Genomic DNA, 23,867 nt, shown 5'->3' on the forward strand with positions numbered 1-23,867 from the left:
TCAGTCTCTCCGCTTGGTTGCCGGCTGCAACGCGCTCTGGGCGATGTTGACGACGATGTTGCAGAACAGCACGAACACGATCGCCACGACGAGCGTTCCCTGGACGATGGGAACGTCTCCGCGCAGCGCGGAGTCGGCGGCGAGGCGACCGAAGCCGGGCATGGAGAACATGGTCTCCATCACGACGGCGCCGCCGATGAGCGTGGGGATCTTCATACCCAGGATGGACAGCGCGGGACCGCTGCCGTTGCGCAGTGTGTGCACGAACAGGATCCGGGCCGGACCGATGCCCCGGACCACCGCGCCGGTGACGTAGTTCTGGTCCAGCTCCGCGACCAATCCGGTGCGGAGTTGTCGCGCGATGTCGGCGACGACGTCCATACTCAACGCGATCGCGGGCATGATGATCAGCGACAGCCAGCGGCCGAAGTCCTCGTCCGGCGGGACGTACCCGGCCGACGGCAGCCAGCGCAACCCGACGCTGAGGACGAGGATCAGTCCGATCGAGATGACGAACGGCGGCAGCGTCGAGGCCACCGACGTGTAGGCGGTGACCAGCCGGTCGAGCAGGCTGCCCTTGTAGACGGCGGCGAGCACCCCGAGTCCGACGCCGAGGACGAGTCCGATGACCAGAGCAACACCGGCGATCGACGCGCTGACGGCGAACCGCTCACCGATCAACTCGCTGACCGGGATCTTGCTGAACCACGAGACCCCGAGGTCTCCGCTCAGCATGCTCGACATCCAGTCGACGTACTGCTGCCAGACCGGCTTGTCCAGCCCGAACTCGGCGTTGATGCGGGCGATCGTCTCCGGGGTCGCGGCGTCGCCGGCGATCCCGGCGGCCGGATTCAGCCCGCTGGCCGCCCCGAGCAGGAAGGTGATCAGGGTGGAGAACAGGAAGACCGGGACCACGATCAGCACGGTGCTCAGCACGACCCGCAGCGCCGTGCCGAGCGCACCCTCCGGCACCGGGAGAGCGAATGTTCTCCCGGTGCCGGCGGCCTGGACGTCTGCGGTGGTCACGAGACCGTGACGCCTTCCCACCGCACCTGGGACGGCAGGATGTTCAGGTTCTTCAGGTCCGGGTTGGACACGATGATCCACGGATTGCTGAAGATGTAGTTCGTCGGCGACTGCTCGACACCGACCTTGACGGCCTGCCACAGCCGCGGCTTGTACTCCGGGTCCTCGAGGGGCGTGCGACGGACGGCGTCGAGCGCGGCGGTGAACTCCGGCGACGCGTGCGGGCCGCTGAGGTTCATGATGCCTTCCGGACCGTAGACGGCGAGCAGGTTCTGCACCGGGGATTCACGCCCGATGGTGCCGTCCGTCGCCAGCTGCGGGTTCTTCGCGATGTAGACCTCGCTCTGCCACGTCGACGATCCCGGCGGCACCACCTTGATGGTGGACTCGACGCCGATCTTCTTCAGCTGCGACTGCACCAGCTCTGCCCGGTTGGTGGCCGCCGACTGCGCGGTGATCTCGATCGACAACTGTCCGGGTCCGTATCCCGCCTCGGTGAGGAGACGAGATGCCTTGTCGGGGTCGTAGTTCCAGAGCTTTTCGATCTCGGGATTGAACGCGAGGTACCCGTCGGGGAACGGCTGGCTCGTCGTGCTGCCCAACCCGTTCGTGATGACGTCGACGAAGGCCTGGCGGTCGAATGCGTAACGGAACGCCTCGACGACCTTCGGATTGTCGAACGGGGCCTTGTTGAGGTTGATGGAGACGTCGTTCGCGGCCAGCGACGGCTTCACGGTGACATCGAGACCGGCGGCCTCGGCTTCCTTGGACTGCAGGGCCGGTAGCGTCGCGAAGTCGATGGAGCCGGACTGGACACCGGCGACGAGTGTGGCCGGGTCCGGGGCGACGCTGAGTTCGAAGTGGTCGATGTGGATGTTGTCGGCGTCCCAGTAGTTCGGGTTCTTCTCGAAGTACGCGTGGTCCTCGGCGACGAAGTCGGTGATCGTGAAGGGACCGGCACCGACGGGCCACACACTGAGCTTCTGCGGGTCGGCGGCCGCGGTCGGGCTGGCGATGGCCCCGGTACGCCCGGCGACCAGGTAGGGGATCTGGTAGTCGGCGTCGGCCAGGTGCAGTGTGACGTCGGTGGCGCTGTCGGCCGTGACCTCGGTGACGCCGGCGAGCTGATCGCGGAGGAACGAGTCGTCCTGGATCTTGCCGCGGTCGAAGAACGCCTTCACCGCCTGGGCGTCGAGGGTGGTCCCGTCGGAGAACGTCAGACCGTCACGCAGGGTGAAGGTCACGGCGGTGCCGTCGGCGTTGTACTTCCAGCTCTCGGCGAGCGACGGCTCCACGTTGCCCTCGGCGTCGAGCCGGGTCAGCGACGCGTACGCGAGGCTGATCGTGTTGATGTCGTTTCCTGTCCGGCTCGTCACCGGATCCCAGGAGGTGGGGAGGCTGAACGCCCACTTGACCTCGGCGCCGTCCGAGCTGCTGCCGCCGCCGCACGCGGTGGCGACGAGCCCGACGATCACTCCGAGTATTACGGCGCCGACGATCCGCCGGCTCTTCTTGCTCACTGGGTGCTCCTGACCATGCAAAGGGGGTAGTGATTCAGACGCTCGCGGACAGCGATGCGGTGGTGCCGGGCAGCGGGGCGGGGTCGATTCCCTCACGCCGCGCGCGGGTGTAGCGGTTCTCCGCGAAGGGCAGACCGAGGTTGCCGCGCAACGTGTTCTGCTCGTAGTCCTCCCGGACGACGCCACGCTCGCGCAGGATCGGCAGCACCTCGTCCACGAAGCGCTGGAACTGCGCCGGGTGGCCGATGTGGATGTTGATGCCGTCGAGGGCATGGCCGTCCAGCCAGCGTTGCAGTTCGTTCGCGACGGTCTCGGCGCTGCCCGTGAACGGCGACGTCTTCGGTGCGCTGAGCGCCTCGACCGTCTGCCGCAGTGTCAGCCCGCGGTCGGCGGCGAGGTCGGCGATCTTCTTCGCCTGCGTGTAGAAGCTGCGCTCGGCGTGCTGCAGTGCCTCGGCGGGGAACGGCGCGTCGAGGTCGTACTGCCGGAAGTCGTGCCAGCCGAAGGGCCGGCCCAGTTCCCGGAGCGACTTTCCGAAGTCGTTGTCCGCCAGCTGGGTTGCGCGTTCGATCTCGCGGGCATCGGCATCGGTGTCGCCCACGGTGACGGTGACTCCCGGCAGGATCACGATGTCCTCGGGAGCGCGCCCGTTGGCCGCGGCGCGGGTCTTGATGTCGGCGTAGAACGCCGCTCCCGCCTCGAAACTCGGCGCGTGCGTGAAGATCCCGTCGGCGATCCGCGCCCCGAGGTCGCGGCCCTGATCGGAGTCACCGGCTTGGAAGATCACCGGCTGCCCCTGCCGGGAGCGTTCGATGTTGAGCGGGCCCACCACCGAGAAGTGCTCACCCCGGTGGTCGAGGGTGTGCAGTTTGTCCGCGTCGAGGAAGCGGCGGGCCTCCCGGTCGCGCGGGAACGCGTCGTCCTCGTAGGAGTCCCACAGAGCCTTGACGACCTCGACGTGTTCGAGGGCCCGGCCGTAGCGGGTGGCGTAGTCGTAATGCTCCTCGAGGCCGTAGTTTCCGGCGGTACCCGAGTCGCCACTGGTGACCACGTTCCAGCCGGCACGGCCGCGGCTGATCAGATCGAGGGACGCGAACCGTCGCGCGAGGTTGAACGGCTGGTTGAACGACGTGGTCAGTGTGCCGACGAGCCCGATGTGTTCGGTGGCCACCGCGAGCGCCGACAGCAGCGTCAGCGGCTCGAGCCGGTTCAGGTAGTGCGGGGGCGAGTCGGGGGTGATGAACTGGCTGTCGACGATGAACACGAGATCGAACCGCGCCTGCTCGGCCAACCGCGCGTACCGGATGTACCAGTCGATGTCGACGCTCGCGTCGGCGGGAATCTCCGGGTCCAGCCAAGTGTACGGGTGCCCGGGCCCACCCGTGGGGGTGAGGACAGCTCCCAGTTTCAGTTGCCGTCTCGTCATGTTCTCGCTCCTTCGTCGTTCGCCGTCAGGCACCTGCCTCGGCACGCCGCGTTGAAGTGTATGGAGCAAACAGACGCGTGCAGAGTATTAAATTCTCGATGTTTCAAAACATATTTCGTATGTGCCGCAGGGCTGTCGAACAAAGTCCGATCAGTCGAAGAACTCACGCGACGACTCCGCGACGGCCACCGCGACGACGTCGGCGAGTTGCCCGATCAGGTCCGGGTCGTCCGGCAACTGGGTGGCCGACAGGCGCAGGAGTTGACGAGCGGGCGCCCGCACGAACGAGCGGGATCCGGCCCCCACCGAGATGCCCTGCCGCGCCAACGCGACGAGGGCCGCGGTCTCGTCCGACACTGCGACCCACACGACCAGACTGTGCGGGCCCGCGTAAGCCTCGATGCCACGGTCGGTCAGCGCCCCCAGCAGCGACGTGCGTCTGGCGGCGTAGCGCTCGTGCGCCGCCGTGACCGCCTGCTCGGCATCGGCGCTGCCGATCAGATGGGCGAGGGTGTTCTGCAGGATCCGGCTGTTCGAGCCGACTCCGTGGCTGCGCACCTTCATGGCCTTCTCGATCAGTTCGCGGGACCCGCCGAGAACGGAGGTCCGCACATCGATCCCATATGCCTTGCAGTAGCTGCGGATCCGGACGACACGCTGCGGCAGTACCGATCCCAGAGAGGGAGGCTGCTGTGGTTCGAGCGGTCCGATCGAGTCGTCCTCGACGACCCACACCGCCGGATGCCGCCGCAACACCTCGGCGAGTTCACTCGTGCGCCGCGCGCTGACCGCATGGTCGACGGCGAACGGCGCACCGGGCTGGAACACGAAGGCCACCGCACCGGCGGTGAGGGCCGCGTCGAGAGCGTCCGGCCGGGGGCCGTCGCGGTCGGCGCCGACCCCGACCGCATCCAGCCCCAGGTCGCGGAGCGTGTCGAGAACGCCCGGCCCCAGCGGCTCGTCGACGGCCACCATCGAACCGGGCGGTGCCGCCGCCTCCACGGCCAGCAACAGCGCCTCGGTGCCGCCGCCCGCCGTGGCCCAGGCCTCCGGTTCGAACGGCCAAGCCGGAGCCACTGCATTCCTCAACCGCTCGGTCATCAGTTCCCGGCCGAACACATTCAGCGTCTCGGCATCCAGACTGGACAACAAAGCGTCGGACAGGGACGGCTGCAGCGCCAGGTCCGGTGCATTCTGCGCCAGGTCGACGCCACGCCAGTCGGGGATGCCCCGCTCGGGCACGCTGTCGAGCGGCGGAAGAACGACGGTGCCGCCGCGGCGGCGGGTCTGCACGAAACCTTGTTCCTGCAGCCGGCCCCACGCGTTGACGATCGCACCGACACTGAGATCGGTCGATTTCGCGAGTGCGCGGACGGTCGGCAGTCGATCGCCGGGGCTGAGCTCACCCGACCTGATGAGGTCGGCGACGGCATCGGCCAGTTCCGCGGTGCGGCCGTCGATCCGTTCGAGCAACCACTCCGGAGCAATCGTCTCCGACTCCAGCACCGCTGACATCCACACCCCTTCGATTTACAACCACTACCGCCCCCGCGCCCCGCGAGTCCGGGTCACTGCGCGAGAGCGCCGGCCGGTTCGCGGAGGATGATGTCGGGCGTCCCCGGCAGGCGGAGACGCTCGAGGAACTGCACGATCTCGGCGGCGACCGACCGGTGGGACACGTCGTTGAGGATGTCGTGCAGCCCCTCGTGAACGACGACGACCCGGGCGTCGGGCAACGCGGACGTGACGGCCAGGACGTCCGCTGCCGGGCTCAGTACGTCGGCGCCTCCGTGCACGACGAGGACGGGAACCTGCACGTGGGTCAGCGAATCGGCCGTGGCAACCGGCGTTTCCGCACCGAGCGTTCCCCGCTCGAGAGCGTCGGCCGACGACAGGACCCCTCGATGCACGGGACACGCGGAACGGATCTCGAGTTCGCCGTCCCACTCTCCGGTGAAGGCGTCGGCGCCCGCCACGAGAAGACCGGCGGCCACCACACCGGACACGGCCGGATGCGTCGCGGCCAGGTCGAGGGCGGTCAGGGCGCCACTGTCCGACCCGACGACGGTGACAGGAAGACCGGTCTCGGCATCGGCGATCACCCGAGCAGTCGCCGCGGGATCGTTCTCCACCACCGCGACACGGTAACCATCGAAGGCGATCCGGCGGGCGAACCGGCGGTACACGTGAGCATGCTCACCGCGGCCGGCGACGACGATCACCGAGCCACGCGCAGTCGCTTCGGGTTCCAGCCAGTCGATGTCCACTGATTACCTCATTCGGGGGGTTGTTCGCAGGATTGACTGCGTCACCCTGACCCACACGCGCGAGGTCGAACAAGACTAATGCTCGAGCAGAACAAAACGCGTGCCTTCTCGCCGCGCTTCGTGTTTTGTTCCGAACATATTCGTTTTGCTCTGCCATTCACCCGCTCTGCCATTCATCCAGAAGTATCGACGAAGGGACAGGCACACCGATGCCCGAGACCACAGGGTTCGCGACCCGGCAGGTCCGCACCGGCTATCAACCCGGAACGCCGCAGAACACCGCGATCCCCCCGATCTACCAATCGGTTGCCTACGATTTCGGCAGCTTCGAACAGGCACGGGACATCTTCTCCCTCCGCCGGAAGGGAAACCTGTACAGCCGCACCGGCAATCCCACCCAGGCCGTGTTCGAGCAGCGCCTCGCCGATCTCGACGACGGAGTCGCCGCCCTGGCCACGGGATCCGGGCAGTCCGCTGTCGCGGTCGCCCTCCTCACGCTCGCCAAGTCCGGACAGCACATCGTCGCGGCGCGGCAGCTGTACGGGGGAACCGTCGATCTCCTCAGCGACACCTTCGCGGACTTCGGGATCGAGGTCACGCTCGTCGATCAGGACGACCTCGACGCCTGGCGTGCGGCCGCGCGTCCCGAGACCCGGGCCTTCTTCGCCGAGACGATCGGCAACCCCGTCGCCTCCGTGCTCGACGTCCGGGCCGTGGCCGACATCGCGCACCAGGCGGGGGTCCCGCTGATCGTCGACAACACGATCGCCACCCCGTATCTGCTCCGCCCGAAGGACTTCGGAGCCGACATCACCGTGTACTCGGCCACCAAGTTCATCGGTGGGCACGGCAGTTCGCTGGGTGGTGTGATCGTGGACCTCGGGACGTTCGACTTCGGCGCGGAACCGCAGCGGTGGACCCAGTTCACCGAGCCCTACCCGCGCATCGGTGACCTCGTGCTGTGGGAGGAGTTCGGCCGCGAACGGAGCGCCTACCTGGTCTACGCGAAGACGAAGATCGTCCACGATCTCGGTCCCGCACTGTCCCCGTTCAATTCGTTCCAGCTGCTTCAGGGGCTGGAGACGCTGGACCTGCGGCTGGAACGGCAGGTCGGTTCGGCGCTGGCTATCGCACGATTCCTCGACGGTCATCCCGCGGTCGCGAAGGTCAACTACCCCGGACTGCCGGACAACCGGTGGCACGCTGCAGCCCAGCGGTACCTGCCGCGCGGCGCCGGCTCGGTCTTCTCGTTCGATCTCGCCGTCGACGACTCGAAGGTGGCGAAGTTCATCGACTCGCTGCAACTGTTCGCCATCGTCGCCAACATCGGCGACGCCCGTTCGCTGGTAGTACACCCCGCCACCACCACGCACAGCCATCTCGGCGACACGCAACTCCGTGACGCCGGATTCGGGGACCGCACCGTCCGATTGTCGATCGGACTGGAAAACCTGGAAGACCTCGTCGACGATCTGCGTGCTTCGCTCGACGCCATCACGGAGGAATGACATGCACTTCGGCTACTGGACGCCCATCTACGGTGGCTTCCTGCGCAACCTCGGCGACGAAGGGATGCCCGCCACCTGGGACTACGTCAAGAAGCTCTCACAGCTCGCCGATCGTCTCGGGTACCACACCACCCTCGTGCCGGAGCTCTATCTCAACGACCGCAAGGGCGTCGACGCGCCCAGCCTCGAGGCGTGGTCGCTGTCGTCGGCGATCCTCGCAGTCACCGAACAACTCCGGGTGATGACGGCGGTGCGACCCGGATTCCACCTGCCGGCGGTCACCGCGAAGGAATCGGCGACGATCACCGACATCGCCGGAACAACCGAGGCCGGTGCGGCACGGTTCGCGCTCAACGTCGTCGCCGCGTGGTGGGAGGAGGAAGCCCGGCAGTACGGCGGCGCCTTCACCCGGCACGACGACCGGTACCGGCAGGCCACCGAATTCGTCGACGTTCTCCGTGGGCTCTGGGAACACACCCCGTTCACCTACGAGGGTGAGCACTTCAGCGTGCGCGACTCGATCCTGTCGCCGAAGCCCGGCGTCCATCCCCCGGTCTTCGCGGGCGGGGAGAGCGAGAGCGGCCGCGATTCGATCGCGACCTTCGCCGACTCGTACGTGCTGCACGGCGGCACCGTCGAGGAGGTGCGCACGAAGATCGCGGACATGAACGCACGGTCCCAGCGAATCCACCAGCGGGACATGGCCGAATTCGGCATGTCCACGTACATCATCGTGCGCGACACCGAAGCCGAGGCCCGCGCCGAACTCGCACGCATCACCACCGTCGATCCGCACTCGCCCGGGTACGCGTCGTTCGAGGAGTTCGTGAAGAACTCCGAACTCGACGTCGAGCTGTCCAAGCGCGAGTACTCCGTCGGCACCCGTGGACTGCGACCCGACCTCGTCGGCACACCGGAACAGGTCGCCGAGAAGATCCGCGCCTACCAGGACGCCGGTCTCACCCTGCTGCTCATCCAGTGCTCTCCCGCGCACGAGGAACTCGAGCGCATCGCCGAGCAGGTCTTCCCGCTCGTCCCCGCCCGTGAGTACTTGTCAACCACGGGCGGTTAACAAGTACTCACGGGCGGGACGCCCTTGACCGGACCACTCGCCGCGAGTAAGGATGAATATGTTCTGTGCGCGGCGATTTCATTCCCGGAGAGAGGAATTCACACCCCCAGGACCAATGGCGGCGCACCCGTTACATACGGCCGCACGAGGGCCGGGCGCGCAGCGCGAGGGGATTTGTCATGGCAGACATCGAGGTCGACTATTGCGTCGTAGGCGCTGGATTCGCCGGACTGACGGCGGCACTGCGTCTGAAACAGGCCGGACAATCGGTCGCGCTCGTGGAGGCGCGTGACCGGATCGGCGGGCGAACGTTCACCGAGGTCCGCGAAGATGGTTCGTGGATAGATCGGGGCGGTGCGTGGATCGGGCCGGGACAGGACCGGATCTACGCCATGATGGACGAATTCGGCGTCAAGAGTTACAAGCAGTACACCGACGGCGAGGCGATGATGGTCGTCGACGGCAAGCAGTACCGGTACAAGGGCACGATTCCCCTGACGATGAGTCCCTGGGCGGCCGCGAATCTCGGGGCCGTGTTCGTCGAACTCGGCGAGATGTGTAAGACGATCCCGCTCGAGGCGCCGTGGGAGGCGAAGAAGGCAGCGAAGTGGGACTCGATCAGCCTCGCCAAATGGCTCGGCGACAACACGCTGTCCACACCCGCCCACGACCTTCTCGAGACCGCCATCGCCGGCTGCTACACCTCCGCGGCGTCCGAAGTGTCGATGCTGTTCGTCCTGTACCAGATGGCATCCGGCGGCGGTCCGAGTTTCGTCCTCGGTGTGAAGGACGCCGCCGAGGACGCGCGGCCGGTCGGCGGAATGGGCGCCGTCTATCGTCCGATGGCAGTCGAGATCGGCGACGCGCTCCATCTGTCACAACCCGTCCGGGACATCGCACAGGACGGCGACGGCGTGACCGTCCGCTCCGCGGATCTGGCCGTGCGCGCCCGGAGGGCGATCGTCGCGGTACCCCTCGCGATCGCGAGCCAGATCGTCTACGAACCGCTGCTGCCGATGGATCGGTCCTTCCTGCACCAGCGAATGCCGAGCGGTGCGGTCATGAAAATCGCCGTCCTCTACGACGAACCCTTCTGGCGCGCCGCCGGACTGTCGGGGCAGTCGGCGGCACCCGACTCCCCCGCGACGATCACCATCGACGCCAGTACCGACACGGGACGTCCCGGCGTTCTGTGCGTCATCGTCGAGGGACCGATCGCCCGCAAGCTGGGGACGCTGCCGGAAGCGGAACGGAGGAAGGCCGTGCTCGCGGAGTTGACCGCGAGGTTCGGAAATAAGGCAGCCTCCCCCGTCGACTACATCGAGCAGAACTGGAGCGTCGAGCGGTACTCCGGCGGCGGCATGCTCAGTCATGCGCCGACGGGAGTGCTCACCCAATTCGGGCACGCCCTCCGCACCCCCTGCGGTCGCATTCACTGGGCCGGCACGGAGAGTTCGTCCGTGATGTGCGGCTGGGTCGACGGGGCCATCAGGTCCGGGGAGCGCGCCGCCCGCGAAGTCACCGAACACGACGGCGTGCTGTCACCCACCCGGTCTCAGTAGTAGACGGCGCCCGGAGCACCACCGCCGACGGCCACCGCGTCGCCGGTGATCCCGACACTGCGCGGTGACGCCAGGAACGTGACGACGTCCGCGACCTCGCTCGCGTCGATCAGCCGGTGGATCGAGTTGGTGGCCAGCCGCGACTCCAACTCGGCGACCGGTACACCTTCGTCCTCGGACTGCTTGGCCAACCGGTCGACGAGTCGTTCCGTCCGGGTCAGGCCCGGATGCACCACCGTCACGTTGATTCCGTGCGGTCCGAGTTCGTCGGCGAGGTTCTTCGTCAGCGCCGACACCCCGACGTTCCGCACGGTTTGCGCGATGGAATTGGCCTGGCGTGCACCGAGCCCGCTGATATTGATGATCCGCCCCCACCCCTGTTCCACGAGGTGCGGTGCCACCGCGCGGGCGGTCCGCAGATAGCCGAGCACCTTGATCTCGAGTTCGGCGCGCACCACGTCGTCGGTGGTGGACGCGAAGTCGCTCGGCTTGCCCACACTCCACGGTGTGGCCGCGGCGTTCACGAGAATGTCGACGCCACCGAGTTCGTCCACCGTCCGCTGCACGAGGGCGCGCACCGAATCGTCGTCGCCGGTGTCGGTGGGCACCCCGATCACACGCCGCCCGGTCTCCTGCGACAGCGTCTTCGCCGCCAATTCCAGCGCCTCGACGCCCCTGGCCGCGAGCACCACGTCGACGCCCTCCGCCGCGAGGCTACGCGCGATCGCGAGACCGATTCCGCGGCTGCCGCCGGTGACGACGGCCCGCTTGCCGCCCAGACCGAGATCCATGTTGTTCTCCTCATCTCCGCTGTCCACCCCTCGGTTCGAGGGTAGGACCGCGACGGTCGGGAGTCACGGATTCGGTTCAGCGTGAGGCCAATTGCGCTCCGCACCCGTGCGTGGTTAAAGAGTCCAGAGACTCGTCAACCACGCACGGGCGGCGAAGCCGCCTACCGCTGGATCGACTTGATCTCGAGGAACTCCTCGAAGCCGAGGACGCCGGCCTCGCGGCCGATGCCCGACTGCTTGTACCCGCCGAACGGGGCGTTGGTGTTGAACGCGCCGCCGTTCACCTCGACCTGGCCTGCGCGCAGCTGCCGCGCCACGCGGTCGGCGCGGTCCTGGTCACCGGACCAGACGCCGGCGGCGAGCCCGTATTCGGTTGCGTTGGCGATCCGCACGGCGTCGTCCTCGTCCTGGTACCCGATGATCGACAGGACGGGACCGAAGATCTCCTCCTTGGCGATGGTCATGTCCTCGGTGACACCGGAGAATACGGTGGGGCCGACGAAGTAGCCGGATTCCTGGCCGGTCTCCCGGCCGTCGAGAACGGCGTGCGCGCCTTCCGAGATGCCCTGTTCGATGTAGCCGCGCACTCGCTTCAGCTGGTTCGAGTTCACCAGCGGCCCCAGCACCGAGGTGGCGGCCGTCGGATCGCCGACGGAGTAGTTCTGCGCGACCTTCGCCGCGATGGCGGCAGCCTCGTCCACCTTGCCCGCGGGGACCAGCATCCGGGTCAGCGCCGAGCAGGTCTGACCGGAGTTGAGGAAACACTTGGCCACTCCGTCGGTGACAGCCTTCGTCAGGTCGGCGTCGTCGAGGATGACGTTGGCCGACTTGCCGCCGAGTTCGAGTGCCACCTTCTTCACCGTCTCGGCCGCGACCACGGCGACCCTCTTGCCCGCGCGGGTGGAACCGGTGAACGAGACCATGTCCACCTCGGGATGGCCGGCGATCGCCTCGCCCACGACGGGCCCGAATCCGCTGACGAGGTTGAACACGCCTGCCGGCAAACCGATTTCGTCGAAGATGTCGGCGAGTGCGTAGGTGGCGAGCGGCGCCACCTCGGTCGGCTTGAGCACCACGGTGCATCCCGCGGCCAGAGCACCGCCGACCTTGAGCACCACCTGGTGGAGCGGGAAGTTCCACGGAGTGATCGCACCGACGACACCGATCGGCTCGCGCACGATCAGGGAGTTGCCCACCTCGTGGGCGTCGAAGTCGTAGGTGGCGGCCAGTTCCGCGAAGGCGGCGAGGTTCGCGAGCGGCATGCCGATCTGGACGGGCTTCGCAAATCCGAGCGGCATGCCCATGTCGCGGGACACCAGGGCGGTGAAGTCGTCGAGGCGCTCCTGGATCAGGGCAGCCGCCTTCCGGAGGTACTCGCCACGTTCCTTGCCGCTGAGCGCGGACCATGCGGGGAAGGCTGCTCGCGCGGCCTTCGCGGCGCGATCGACGTCGTCGGCGGTGCCCTCGGCGACCACCGCGATGACATCTTCGGTGGCCGGATTCACCACGTCGATCCGGCCCGTTCCCTGCGAATCGATCCAGGATCCGTCGATGTAGATCTTGGTCCGGTCCAGAACTTCGCTCATCGGTCAGCCTCCAGTGAATGTGTCGCGGATCCCCTGCGCCCCGCAGCCTACGACCGGACTCCTCCGGCGAGGGGCGAATGCGATCTCCCCGAATCACATACCGGGATGCCACCGATCGCGGACCATCGACTACGGCAGCACATCAAGAGGAGGAGCGATCGGATGCGCACGCAGTCACCGGCACGCGCCCTTCTCGGCGTACTCGGAATCACCGCCGTGCTCACCGCCTCGGCGTGTGGCTCGACGGACGAGACGGGGACCGCCGAACCCTCGCGTGACATCACCGTCACGAGGTCCGCACCGACCGTGACGACCGCACCGCATCCCGACCGCTGCCTGATCGGCGAATTGCAGGTGACGCTCGGACGGGCGAGCGGGGCCGCGGGATCTCAGGAGATCCCGCTCGTCTTCACCAACACCGGCGCCCGCAGCTGTGTCCTCCACGGCTACCCCGGGGTCTCGTACGTCGCGTCCCCGGACGGTCCGCAGGTGGGTGCCGCGGCCGAGCGGGACGGCGGAACCGACACTCCGGTGACGGTCGCTCCGGGCTCGCGGGCCACCGCAGCGGTGCGTGCCACGGTGGTGCAGAACTATCCGGCCGAGACGTGTGAGCCCACTCCGGTCGCGGGATTCCGGGTGTACCCACCCGACGACACCGGTTCGGTGTTCGTCCCCTACGCCACCACCGGCTGTTCGCAGAACGGCGTGAAGCAGCTGTCGGTGCAGCCCGTGACCGGGTGACCTGGTTCACCCGCCCAGGGTGAATCGGCTCACCCTGTCGCCGACCTACCGTCGTGCTACCGGCTCGCGCAGAAGGAGGGCGGAGGCATGTTCGAGATCATTCGCGAAGTGCATTCCGAAGTTCGGCACCGCCGCGGTCCGCGGCACCACCACCATCTCCTCACCGAGCGGAGCGCCGGTCGCGGATCCTGAAGCGCTTCCACATGTGATCCGCCGGGGCGGCCGGCCCTCCGACCGGGCCTGTTCCTTGCCTTCGCTAACAATTGTCGCGGATGGGTACTATCCGACTTCGTGACTGAGAGCAGGCTGGAATCGGCGAATGTGTCCAGAGACGACTCGGACGAGACGCCGATCGAGACCCCGCCCCAGTCGTCGCCCCTCGGTCAGCCGGTCCGCTCGACCCGCCTTCTCGCGATCATCGCCTCCGTCTTCGGAGTGCTGCTCACCTTGTCGCTCCCGTTCCTTCCGGTCGAGCAGGACAACGCGACCCTCAGCTGGCCGCAGAACGGCAGCACCGGAAGCGTCGAAGCACCGCTCGTCACCTACGCGCCGCTGAGCCTCGACGTGCGGATCCCCTGTTCGGCGGTCGGCGAACTCGCCGACCGCGGCGGGATCCTGACCTCCACCGCCCCCGCAGGCGCCGCCGACGCCGGGAAGTACGGACTGGTCGCCAAGGTGAATCCCCCGACCCCGGACGGTCCCGCCGGCGTCGAGGTGCTGTTGCGGAACAAGGTGCTGCTGTCGTCGCCGCTGGACCAGCTACCCGCAGACTGCACGCTCGTGGTGTCGTCGGATTCCACGCGGACCACCGCCGGTGTCGTCGCGGCGGGCCAGGACGCACCGACCGTCGTCGACGGCGACCTCCGCCCGCAGATGGTGGGCATCTTCAGCGACCTCGACGGTGCGGCGCCCGACGGGCTGCAGGTGACGGCAGAGATAGACAGCCGCTTCTCGTCGACGCCGTCGACCCTCAAGTTCGCCGCCATGGTGGTGGGCGCGCTCGCGACGATTCTGGCGCTGGTGGCTCTGCACCGTCTCGACAACGTGGACGGACGCCGGGCACGAAGATTCCTGCCCACCCGCTGGTGGTCGTTCGGGGTCGTCGACGCCGTCGTCATCGGCACGCTGGTGCTGTGGCATTTCATCGGCGCCTCCACCTCCGACGACGGCTATCAGTTCAACATGGCCCGCACGTCCGAGTCCGCGGGCTACATGGCCAACTACTTCCGCTGGTACGGCGTCCCGGAGGCGCCGTTCGGGTCTCCGTACTACGACGTCCTCGCGGTGCTGGCGAACATCACCCCGGCGAGCCCGTTCGTGCGTCTGCCCGCGCTGCTCGCCGGCATCGTCGCGTGGCTGGTGATCAGCCGTGAAGTCGCGCCGCGACTCGGCGCCGCGGTCCGCGGCAACCGGCTCGCGCTGTGGACCGGCGGATTGGTGTTCCTCGCGTTCTGGCTCCCGTACAACAACGGTCTGCGGCCCGAACCGATCGTCGCGGTGGGCGTGCTGCTCACCTGGTGCTCAGTGGAACGCGCCGTCGCGACCCGGCGACTGCTGCCCGCCGCGGTGGCGATCCTGGTCGGTGCGGCCACGCTGACCGCGGGTCCGTCCGGGTTGATCTGTTTCGGCGCCCTCGTCGCGGGCGCCCGGCCGATCCTGCAGATCGTGATCGCGCGGGCCAAGACGGTGGGATACGTCGCCTTGCTGGCGCCGCTCGTCGCCTCGGGGACCGTGATCCTCGTGGCGGTGTTCGCCGACCAGACCCTCGCCGCCGTCATGGAGATGCAGCACGTTCATGCGATCGGTCCCAACGTTCCCTGGTTCGACGAGTACCTCCGCTACCAGTACCTGCTGAACATCTCCGTCGACGGTTCCCTGTCGCGCCGGTTCGGCGTGTTCGTGATGGTGCTGAGCCTGGCCGTGACGGTTCTCGTGATGCTCCGCAAGGGTGGCCGGATTCCCGGGACCGCGGCCGGACCGTCGCGGCGGCTCATCGGCATCACGCTCGCCGCGATGGGGCTGATGATGTTCACGCCCACCAAGTGGACGCACCACTTCGGCATCTACGCGGGCCTCGCGGGGTCGCTCGCCGTCCTGGCCTCTGTGGCGGTGAGCACCGCCGTGGTGCGCTCGCCACGCAACCGCGCCCTGTTCGCGGCCGCCCTGCTGTTCCTGCTGGCGATGTGTTTCACCAGCACCAATGGGTGGTGGTACGTGTCCAGTTACAGCGTCCCGTGGTGGGACAAGCCGGTGTCGATCGCCGGCCTGGGTGCCGGCACGATCCTGCTCGGCGCCACGCTGGTGATGCTGCTGGTCGCGGCGTGGTGCTACTTCCGCGAGCCCTACACCCGGACCGACTCCGTGCGGCGACGCCGGTTGTGGGCGATCCCGCCGCTGACGGTGGCGGCCGCCGCGATGGTGCTGTTCGAGGTGCTGTCGATGGCGAAGGGCGCGGTCGCGCAGTATCCCGCGTTCTCCCTCGCCCGTTCCAACGTCGACGCCGTCACCGGCGCACCATGTGGTCTCGCCAACGACGTCCTGCTCGAAACCGATCCGAACGCGTCGCTGCTGCAACCGCTGTCCGGCGACGCCGCCACCGCTCTGGCGGGTACCGGCACTGTCGGCTTCACACCGAACGGCGTCGCCGGCGACCTCAGTGCCGACGAGGAATCGTCGGATGCGGGGGTCGCTAACTCCGTCAAGACCGACAACACCGAGCAGACGGCGTCGAGCAACGCTGCGGGCACCGGCGGCGGCGCCGGCGTGGTGGGTGTCAACGGCAGCGCGGTGGCCCTGCCCTTCGGCCTCGATCCCGACCGCACGCCGGTCCTCGGCAGCGACGGCAGCGACGGCGACGCGTCACTGACCACCGGCTGGTTCCGGTTGCCGAATCCCGACTCGGACGCCGGGGCGGGCGACATCATCTCCATCGCCGCGGCGGGCCGCATCCACTCCGTCGACGCGGACGGCGTCGTCACCTACGGCCAGAACCTCGAGGTGGAATACGGCACGACGGGGCCGGACGGCGCGGTCGCGGTGTCGGGACGCGTGACGCCGATCGACATCGGCCCGGCACCGTCCTGGCGGAATCTGCGCGTCCCGCTCGATTCCCTGCCAGGCGATACGAATGTCATCCGACTCGTGGCGTCGGACTCGGACAGTGATCCGCAGCAGTGGCTGGCGGTGACACCGCCGCGTGTTCCGCGGACGCAGACACTGAACGACGTGATCGGATCCGACGCACCCGTGATGATCGACTGGGCTGTGGGACTTGCCTTTCCGTGCCAGCGACCGTTCGACCACCGCACCGGGGTCGCGGAGGCGCCCGAGTACCGGATCCTTCCCGACCGTCCCGGCGCGATCATGACGAGCCTGTGGCAGGACCGGTACGGCGGAGGCCCCCTGGGCTGGATCGAGATGACCCGGTCGAGCCGAACCATACCGTCGTATCTGCGCGACGACTGGGACCGTGACTGGGGCGGAGTGGAGCAGTACTCCCCGCTCGACCCCGGCGCGAAGACGGCGGAGATCGACACCACCCGGATTCAGCGTTCGGGCATGTGGAACCCGGCGCCGATCATCACGGCCTACTGAGCGTCGGGTGACGCGCCCGCCCCGGGCGCGTCACCGATCACCTCAGAGTTCGAATTCCGCCGGGGCGATGCCGACGGCGAAACAGGCGTCGCGCACCACGTTTCGCTCGTGCTGGTCGAAGTTGCCGTCGGCGCCACCGATGACGATGCCGATCTGGATGACGGCACGTGCCTGATCCTGCTTGGACTTCAGTTTCGCGATGGTCGCGGTGGCCTCGATCTTGCCGAACTCGAAATCGGACTGCAGTTTGCTGCAGTACCAGTCGAACTTCTGACTCAACTCGTCCGACGGGAACACACTCAGCGCCTCGTTGCTGGTGATCAGCGCCGCCGTCTTCTGACGCTCGGACGGGTCGATGGTCCCGTCCGCCGCGGCGATGAGGGCGCACATGGCCATGCTGGCGTTGGCGAACTCCTTGTTCTGGAACTGTGCCGTCTTGGTCTTGAGCTGGCCGTTCATCTCGAACGCCTTTGCCTTCAGCTGATCCCAGAAAGCCATTGGACTCCTTCTTCGTGTGCCCACGCACGGTGCGTGTGGTGTCCAATTTGCCAGGTTTCGCCCGGGGGCGTCGCCGCGGTCGGTCTACCAGCGCAGTCACAGGAATCCGCCGCTAGGGCTGCAGCGCCTGCAGGTCTCCCGTCGGCACGTGGATCCACCCCTCCCGCTCGGCGATGGCGCGGTCGTCGCCCCCGGGTAGTGCTGTGCGGCCGACGGCCGCGGCCCGCGCGATGACGGCGGCCAGCACCGCGTCGAGGGCGTCGTCCGATTCGCGGCAGATCGTCTGGAATGCACCGAGTTCCAACCAGTCCGCGGCCGCCAGGAGCGTGTCGACCAACTCCCCCAGCGTCACCCGGTTCTGCGCGCTCTTGTATCCCCGCGACACCAGCCCCCAGGTGCGCAGCGCGGCCGCCGGATACACCTCGACCACGCGGCCGTCGACGCGTCCGACGTCGACGCCGAGGTCGCCGAGTTCCGCGAGAATTCCGGCGCAGCGCAACGCGACGTGCGCAATGAGATCCGCCGACACACTGAGCGGGGATATCCCCGTCGCGGACTGCACCACGAGGTCGGTGCGCCGCTTCGTCAACGGTCGACGCCCCTCGCGGTTGGCGAGGCCGTTGGTTGCGGACAGCCGGCCGGCGTGATGCTCGGACACCATGCGGACGAATGCGTCGGGCCAGCCGAACGGTGCATCGATACCGGTCCTGTCGCAGGCCAGCACGGCCTCGGTGACGGCGTCGTTCCCGGCTCCCAGCCGGACGGACTCGACGCGGGCGACACCGTCGGACCAGTCGATGATCGCCAGGGCCGTCTTCTTCGGCTCGGCAGCCAGGTCGACTCCCACGGTGCGCATCGGCCCAGGCTAGCCCCGACCTGCTGAATCAGAACAAGTGATGCAACGCATCAGTTAGTTGTTCTGTACAGATACACGGCCTCCGGCCATTGTGGTCTGCACGACTCGACCTAGAAGTGGCGCACCTGCGCCGTTCGGAGCATTGATGCCCGACACCCACGTCGCCCCGATGCTGGAGAAGCACACCATCGGGTTCGTCCCGGAATCCGATCGCCACGGCAAGGTTCGTGATCTGTTCACGCTGTGGTTCGGCGGCAACCTCGCCCCGCTCCCGATCGTGACCGGCGCCCTCGGACCCAGTCTGTTCGGCATCATCGTCCAGATTCCGTTCTTGGCCACGTCCCTCTACACGGGCCCGGTGTCCGCGTTCCTCGGCGGCGCCGACCTGTCCTGGGTGGCCGGACTCGTGGTGACCGGACCCATCTACCTGCTCCTGGCCCGGCGCGGTTCGACCGGAGCGAAGAGCACGTCCGCCGCGACGCGTGAGCCTGCGCGCCTGTAGTCCTCGAACACCGCACCGCCCGAGCCCGTTACAGGCTCGGGCGGTGTGCGTAGTGCCCGCCCCTGCCCGCTCGGGCAGGGTTTCGCGTTTGTCCACCACCCGGCAGCGCCGGCTCGCTAGGGTCGAAAGAAGAGACCGATTCACCGGAGAAGGAAGTTGTCGCAGATGTCCAGTTTCCCGGGCCTCACCCACGTCGCGATCACCGTGTCCGACCTACCGGCCAGCACCGCCTGGTACACCGCACTGTTCGAATCAGCCCCCGTGCTCGACGAGGACGAGGAATCGGGAACCTTCCACCACACGGTGTTCGCGCTCGACGGCGGCATGCTCTTCGGCCTCCACACGCACCCCGACAGCGGCGCTCCCGCACGGTTCGACGAACGGCAGGTCGGACTCGACCACATCGCGTTCCAGTGTTCCCCCGACGCGCTGCCCCGGTGGGTGGAGCGGCTCGACGCCCTCGGCATCGAGCACGGGGGCATCAAGACGGCGCACTACGGGTCCGGCATCTCGTTCCGCGACCCGGACAACATCGCGCTCGAATTCTTTGCTCCACCCGTGAGTACTTCTTAACGTCGGGCGGTTGACAAGTACTCACGGGCGGCGGAGCCGCAGGCGTCGAGCAGGGTCAGGGCGAGGGCCAGCGCGCCGTCGACGGCCGCCCGGTCTGCGGCGGGCGCGGCGCTGGCCGCGGCGAACTCGGCCTGATGGTTGACGGCAGGCGCGGAGTCGATTCCGATGTAGGGGTGGATCGCGGGAATCACCTGCGAGACGTTGCCCATGTCGGTGGAGGCCCGGTTCATCAGCGAGTCCGCACCGGTGCGGAATCCGCGGCCCAGTCCCTCCGCGTGCCGGACGTACGACGCGAGCAGCGCCTCGTCGGTGCGGAACTCCGAGTACGGTTCGCTTTCGGGGGCGATGGTGAGTTCACAGCCGGTTGCGATGGCGCCGGCCTCGAAGCAGCGGGCCACGCGGGGTTCGATGCGGGCCAGTTCCTCCAGCGTCTCCGCGCGCACGTACCAGCGACCTTCGGTGCGCTCGGGGATGGCGTTGGGCGCCTCTCCCCCGCGGGTCATCATTCCGTGCACTCGCGTGCTCGACGGAAGCTGTTGCCGGAGAAGCCCGATGGCGACCTGCGCCACCGTGAACGCGTCGGCCGCGTTGACGCCCCGTTCCGGGTACGCGGCGGCGTGTGCTGCCTTGCCGTCGTACCGGATGTGACTGTGGGACACCGCGTACGGTTCGGCCCGGGCGACGTCGACCGGGCCGGGGTGGGCCATGACGGCGGCGTGGACGCCCTCGAACGCTCCGCGTTTCAGCATGTCGATCTTGCCGCCCCCGCCTTCCTCGGCGGGGGTGCCGAGTACCGACAGGGTGATCCCGAGGTCGTCGACCAGCGGGGCGAGGGCCAGCGCCGTCCCCACCGAGATGGCGGAGATGACGTTGTGCCCGCACGCGTGTCCGAGCCCGGGGAGCGCGTCGTATTCCGCGCAGACCGCGAGGTGCAGCGGTCCGGAACCGACGTGCGCGCGGAACGCGGTGGGCAGTCCGACGTACTGCTGCTCCACCGTGAAACCGGCGTCCGACAGCACCCCGGCCACCCGGACGCACGAACGTTCCTCCTCCCACGCGACCTCCGGGTGGGCGTGAAGGTCGTGCGACAGAGCCAGGATCCGGTCTTCCGCCCTCCTGGCTCCGTCACGTACCGCGGCGTCGGCGCTCACAGGTCCCCCGGCACGCCGTAGGACGCGGCGGCCGTCGGGTCGACACCCCGCGCCCGGTAGTCCCGCTTCTGCGGTTCCCACACCGTCCACAGCCGGTGCAGTTCGCCGACCGGGTCGTCGTGCCAGTCGACGCGCAGATCGGTGACGGGCCAGGGCACGTCCTCGACCACCTGGATTCCCGCCGAGTGCACAGGCCCCGCCTCCCCGCCGGCGATGACGGCCGCGGTGAGTCCGTCGAACAGTCTGCCCTCGAACGTCGGGGCGGTACTCGACACGTAGCCGAACAGCAGCGACCGGATGACGCCTTCGTCGCGGAGCATGTTGCCGGCGACGGCGGCGCCGCCGCCCTGCGCACTGCTGTGGATGCCCAACGTCTGCGCGCCCGAGTGCACCGCGGTGCCGCCGTCCGCATCGACGACGACGACCTGGCGGTACTCCGGGAACTTCTCTTGCGCGAGTGCGGTTTTCAGTGCGGTTTCCGCATTCGCACCCGAGGCGAGCGCGTCGAGGCCGATCGGCCCCAGCTGCGGATTGGTCACGTTCTGGGAGGCGACGACACCGACCCCGGACCGCACGTGCAGGCAGCGTGCGGCCACGGCGGGGCTGGAGGAGCAGACGACCATCCCGAACGCGCCCCCGGAATCGCGGGCGACGAGTGAGAACGTCATGAGCTGATCACTGCCGTCGCGTCGATCTCGACGAGCCATTCGGGCCGGGCGAGGGCGTCGACGACGATGCCGGTGGACACCGGATGCACACCTTTCAGCCAGCGTCCGACCACCCGGTAGACGGTCTCCCGGTACCGGATGTCCACCAGGTAGATGGTGACCTTGACGACGTCCTCGAGCCGGCTGCCCGATTCCTTCAGCAGCATCGCGATGTTCGCCATCGCCTTCTCGGCCTGGGCCTCGACGTCGCCGATTCCCACCGACTCCCGGGTGTCGAGGTCCTGTCCGATCTGCCCGCGGAGATACACGACTCCGCCGGCGACGACCGCTTGCGCGAGGTCGTTGTCGAGGTTCTGTTCCGGGTACGTGTCGCGGGTGTTGAACGGGCGGATGCGGGTGTGGGTGGTCATGCCGCACCTCCGTCGACGTTGTTCGACAGTCCCGCTGCGGCCTTGACCAGTCCGAGCGGACCGTCGAAGTCGAAGTTGCGGTAGACGGCGGCGAGTTGCGCGAACGGCGGTGACTGGGCGAAGAGCTGGAACGTCAGGCGATGTCCCGCGTAGTCGCTGTTGAGCAGGTCGCGGGCGAACGCGAGGAGCTTGCGACGGTCGTCGGCCACCCAGTTGTCGTTGATGGAGTAGAACTTCTCCAGCCACGGCGCGACGTCGGGGTCGGCGAACGTGGCGGCGTCCGGGGTGATGCAGATCTGGCCGCCGCACAGTTCGCGGGCGATGTGCATCATCGCGGGCAGCTGGCTGAGCGCCATCACCCGGCCGGTGTAGAGGAGGGACTGGTTGGGCATGAGCAGGCCGCCGGGGCTGGGCTCCGCGAGCGAGATGGCCGCGGTGAGGTGGGCGTTGATCGTCTCCCGGTAGCAGGCGAGCTGGGCGAGCTTCTCCTGCACCGCCTGCTGCTTCTCGAGGCCGCTCTGCTTGACGTTCCACAGTGCGGATCCGATCATCAGATCGGCGAGGTGCAGAGTGCGTTGCACGAACGGGAACGCGCTGTAGCGGTGCAGGGTGGAGCGGATGAACGTGGCTGCCCGGGTGTGCCGGTAGAACAGAACGTCTTCCCAGGGGATCTCGACGTTGTCGAACACGACGAGGGACTCGACCTCGTCGACCCGGTTGGCGAGCGGGTAGTCGGCGGACGGCGCGCGGCCGGCGAACCCGTTGCGGGAGATGTACTTCAGCCCCGGCGCGCCCATGTCGAGCACGAACCCGACAGCGTAGTCGGACAGTTCGCTGTTTCCCCAGTTGGCGATGGTGGGTTTGGTGAACGCCTGGTTGGAGTAGGCGGCGGCGGTCTCGTACTTCGCGCCGCGCACGACGATGCCGTTGTCGGTCTCCTTCACGACGTGCAGGAGCATGTCGGGGTCCTGATCCTGCGGCGCCTTGGACCGGTCGCCCTTGGGGTCGGTGTTCGCCGACACGTGGAACGGGTCCTCCCGGACCGACCGGTCCAGGTGGCGGCGGATGTTCTCCGAGAAGCGCGGGTCCACCTCGTTGAGGACGTCCTGGCCGTCGAACAGCGACCACATCTCGCCGATGGTCTCGTCACCGACTCGGGTGACCACGCCCCGGGTGTCCCCGAGGACCAGGTCGACGGCGGCGCGCTTGTCGAGCCAGTCCTGCTGCGTGCGGGGAAGCTTGTTGGCGATGGCGTTGCGTTCGCCGGATTCGGGATCGACGTAGGTCATCGCGTCCTGCGTGGCCTCCTCGTGCGCGAGGTCGTAGATGCGTGCCCGCACCTCGACGATCGGCTTGAACATGGGGTGGTCGGCCACGTCCTTGACGCGCTCCCCGTCGACCCAGACCTCACGGCCGTCTCTGATGGACTCCCTGTATTCGTCTCCGGTGCGGATCATTTCGTGCTCCTCGTCCTCGGCGCGGGGTGTGCGTCCGGGTAGTCGGGAAAGGTGGAAGGTTCGAACGCTGCAGGCTTGCTGTAGGTGTGGGAGGCGTACACGAGGGGTTCGCCGGGGTGTGCCTCCACGGCGGCGACGCGTCCGATGTAGACGCGGTGGGTACCGGCCTCGATGACGTCGTGGACGGTGCAGTCGAACGACGCGATCGCGTCGTGGACGCGGGGTGAGCCGGATTCGGCCACGGTCCAGTGCCCGCAGGTGAAGTCCCACCGCCGCTTGCCCGGCCAGGGGCGGCCGGCGAAGGTGTCGGCGACGTGATCGTGCTGGGTGGCAAGCACATTGACGCAGAAGACGCCGTTCTCGGAGATCGCGTCGTTGACCGGGCTTCGTCCGTGCAGGCAGACCAGCACCAGTGCCGGGTCGGCCGAGACGGAGCACATCGCACTCACGGTCTGGGCGGCGCGCCCGCCTGGACCGTCGGTCGCGACGACGGTGACTCCGGTCGCGACGGCGCTCATGGCCATGACGAAGTTCGCGGTCGAGTTGTCCGGCATCGGTGGGGCCACCGATGTTCGGGCCGTCGTTTCGACGGCTGGGTGACGGTCAGCGATCGGCATGACGGGCTCCTTTCTGTGTGCGGTGAGCGAGGAGTTCGTGCC

Annotated in this window: 21 protein-coding genes; 7 read left to right on the forward strand and 14 right to left on the reverse strand. The window is 68.0% G+C overall.

What is annotated here, in order from left to right:
• The 5 genes from RHA1_RS08545 to RHA1_RS08565 all read right to left on the reverse strand — a co-directional run bounded on the left by RHA1_RS08545 (position 1) and on the right by RHA1_RS08565 (position 6,239).
• On the reverse strand, positions 1-1,026 hold the full coding sequence (locus RHA1_RS08545; protein WP_011594693.1) for an ABC transporter permease: 1,026 nt from the start codon (positions 1,024-1,026) through the stop codon (positions 1-3).
• Positions 1,023-2,546, reverse strand: a complete 1,524-nt coding sequence (locus tag RHA1_RS08550; protein ID WP_011594694.1) for an ABC transporter substrate-binding protein — start codon at positions 2,544-2,546, stop codon at positions 1,023-1,025. Before RHA1_RS08550 ends, RHA1_RS08545 begins: the two co-directional genes overlap by 4 nt.
• Before the next feature lie 34 nt (positions 2,547-2,580).
• Entirely contained in the window at positions 2,581-3,972 is a 1,392-nt protein-coding gene (locus RHA1_RS08555; RefSeq protein WP_011594695.1) for an LLM class flavin-dependent oxidoreductase, read from the reverse strand.
• Between the two features lie 150 nt (positions 3,973-4,122).
• On the reverse strand, positions 4,123-5,487 hold the full coding sequence (locus tag RHA1_RS08560; protein ID WP_011594696.1) for an aminotransferase class I/II-fold pyridoxal phosphate-dependent enzyme: 1,365 nt from the start codon (positions 5,485-5,487) through the stop codon (positions 4,123-4,125).
• 53 nt (positions 5,488-5,540) lie between these two features.
• Positions 5,541-6,239: an alpha/beta hydrolase gene (locus RHA1_RS08565; RefSeq protein ID WP_011594697.1), complete on the reverse strand. Its 699-nt coding sequence runs from the start codon at positions 6,237-6,239 to the stop codon at positions 5,541-5,543.
• Between the two features lie 209 nt (positions 6,240-6,448).
• Between RHA1_RS08565 and RHA1_RS08570 the strand changes: the two genes are divergently transcribed.
• The 3 genes from RHA1_RS08570 (at position 6,449) to RHA1_RS08580 (ending at position 10,381) form a co-directional block, all read left to right on the forward strand.
• The gene (locus RHA1_RS08570; protein WP_011594698.1) at positions 6,449-7,747 is read left to right on the forward strand and encodes an O-acetylhomoserine aminocarboxypropyltransferase/cysteine synthase family protein; all 1,299 of its coding nucleotides are present in this window, start codon (positions 6,449-6,451) and stop codon (positions 7,745-7,747) included.
• 1 nt (position 7,748) lies between these two features.
• Positions 7,749-8,819: an LLM class flavin-dependent oxidoreductase gene (locus RHA1_RS08575; protein WP_011594699.1), complete on the forward strand. Its 1,071-nt coding sequence runs from the start codon at positions 7,749-7,751 to the stop codon at positions 8,817-8,819.
• Positions 8,820-8,998: 179 nt separating this feature from the next.
• Positions 8,999-10,381 carry a flavin monoamine oxidase family protein gene (locus RHA1_RS08580; protein ID WP_009474461.1) on the forward strand — a complete coding sequence of 461 codons (1,383 nt, stop codon included), beginning with the start codon at positions 8,999-9,001 and terminating at the stop codon, positions 10,379-10,381.
• Here the strand turns inward: RHA1_RS08580 and RHA1_RS08585 are convergent.
• Positions 10,375-11,172 (reverse strand): SDR family NAD(P)-dependent oxidoreductase, encoded by a 798-nt coding sequence (locus tag RHA1_RS08585; protein WP_011594700.1) that lies wholly within the window; start codon positions 11,170-11,172, stop codon positions 10,375-10,377. The genes RHA1_RS08580 and RHA1_RS08585 overlap by 7 nt on opposite strands.
• Positions 11,173-11,333: 161 nt before the next feature.
• Positions 11,334-12,758: an aldehyde dehydrogenase family protein gene (locus tag RHA1_RS08590; RefSeq protein WP_011594701.1), complete on the reverse strand. Its 1,425-nt coding sequence runs from the start codon at positions 12,756-12,758 to the stop codon at positions 11,334-11,336.
• A 162-nt stretch (positions 12,759-12,920) separates the two neighbouring features.
• Here RHA1_RS08590 and RHA1_RS08595 point away from each other — a divergent pair, with 162 nt between their 5' ends.
• Positions 12,921-13,499 (forward strand): DUF4232 domain-containing protein, encoded by a 579-nt coding sequence (locus tag RHA1_RS08595; RefSeq protein WP_011594702.1) that lies wholly within the window; start codon positions 12,921-12,923, stop codon positions 13,497-13,499.
• Between the two features lie 321 nt (positions 13,500-13,820).
• A complete protein-coding gene (locus RHA1_RS08600) occupies positions 13,821-17,093 on the forward strand; it encodes an arabinosyltransferase domain-containing protein (RefSeq protein ID WP_041811262.1) in 3,273 nt (1,090 codons plus the stop codon).
• Positions 17,094-17,135: 42 nt separating this feature from the next.
• On the opposite strand, the gene RHA1_RS08605 is transcribed toward RHA1_RS08600, so the two are convergent.
• Positions 17,136-17,591: a tellurite resistance TerB family protein gene (locus RHA1_RS08605; protein ID WP_005254018.1), complete on the reverse strand. Its 456-nt coding sequence runs from the start codon at positions 17,589-17,591 to the stop codon at positions 17,136-17,138.
• Positions 17,592-17,703: 112 nt separating this feature from the next.
• Positions 17,704-18,447: a DUF429 domain-containing protein gene (locus tag RHA1_RS08610; RefSeq protein ID WP_011594705.1), complete on the reverse strand. Its 744-nt coding sequence runs from the start codon at positions 18,445-18,447 to the stop codon at positions 17,704-17,706.
• Positions 18,448-18,592: 145 nt separating this feature from the next.
• Here RHA1_RS08610 and RHA1_RS08615 point away from each other — a divergent pair, with 145 nt between their 5' ends.
• Together RHA1_RS08615 and RHA1_RS08620 are read left to right on the forward strand one after the other, a co-directional pair.
• Positions 18,593-18,949, forward strand: a complete 357-nt coding sequence (locus tag RHA1_RS08615; RefSeq protein WP_011594706.1) for a cytosine permease — start codon at positions 18,593-18,595, stop codon at positions 18,947-18,949.
• 165 nt (positions 18,950-19,114) lie between these two features.
• Entirely contained in the window at positions 19,115-19,522 is a 408-nt protein-coding gene (locus RHA1_RS08620) for a VOC family protein (protein WP_009474469.1), read from the forward strand.
• Here the strand turns inward: RHA1_RS08620 and RHA1_RS08625 are convergent.
• From RHA1_RS08625 to RHA1_RS08645, 5 genes are read right to left on the reverse strand one after another with little or no spacing between them, the layout of a single operon-like run.
• Positions 19,519-20,673 carry a M20 family metallopeptidase gene (locus RHA1_RS08625; protein WP_011594707.1) on the reverse strand — a complete coding sequence of 385 codons (1,155 nt, stop codon included), beginning with the start codon at positions 20,671-20,673 and terminating at the stop codon, positions 19,519-19,521. The genes RHA1_RS08620 and RHA1_RS08625 overlap by 4 nt on opposite strands.
• Positions 20,670-21,341, reverse strand: coding sequence for a DUF1028 domain-containing protein (locus tag RHA1_RS08630; protein ID WP_011594708.1), 672 nt, complete (start codon positions 21,339-21,341; stop codon positions 20,670-20,672). The genes RHA1_RS08625 and RHA1_RS08630 overlap by 4 nt, the downstream gene beginning before the upstream one ends.
• The gene (locus RHA1_RS08635) at positions 21,338-21,751 is read right to left on the reverse strand and encodes a RidA family protein (protein WP_009474472.1); all 414 of its coding nucleotides are present in this window, start codon (positions 21,749-21,751) and stop codon (positions 21,338-21,340) included. The genes RHA1_RS08630 and RHA1_RS08635 overlap by 4 nt, the downstream gene beginning before the upstream one ends.
• Entirely contained in the window at positions 21,748-23,208 is a 1,461-nt protein-coding gene (locus tag RHA1_RS08640) for a 4-hydroxyphenylacetate 3-hydroxylase family protein (RefSeq protein WP_011594709.1), read from the reverse strand. The genes RHA1_RS08635 and RHA1_RS08640 overlap by 4 nt, the downstream gene beginning before the upstream one ends.
• Positions 23,205-23,825, reverse strand: coding sequence for a flavin reductase family protein (locus RHA1_RS08645; RefSeq protein ID WP_009474474.1), 621 nt, complete (start codon positions 23,823-23,825; stop codon positions 23,205-23,207). Before RHA1_RS08645 ends, RHA1_RS08640 begins: the two co-directional genes overlap by 4 nt.
• Positions 23,826-23,867 lie beyond the last annotated feature (42 nt).

Origin of the sequence: Rhodococcus jostii RHA1 (assembly GCF_000014565.1) — a bacterium.
GTDB lineage: Bacteria > Actinomycetota > Actinomycetes > Mycobacteriales > Mycobacteriaceae > Rhodococcus_F > Rhodococcus_F jostii_A.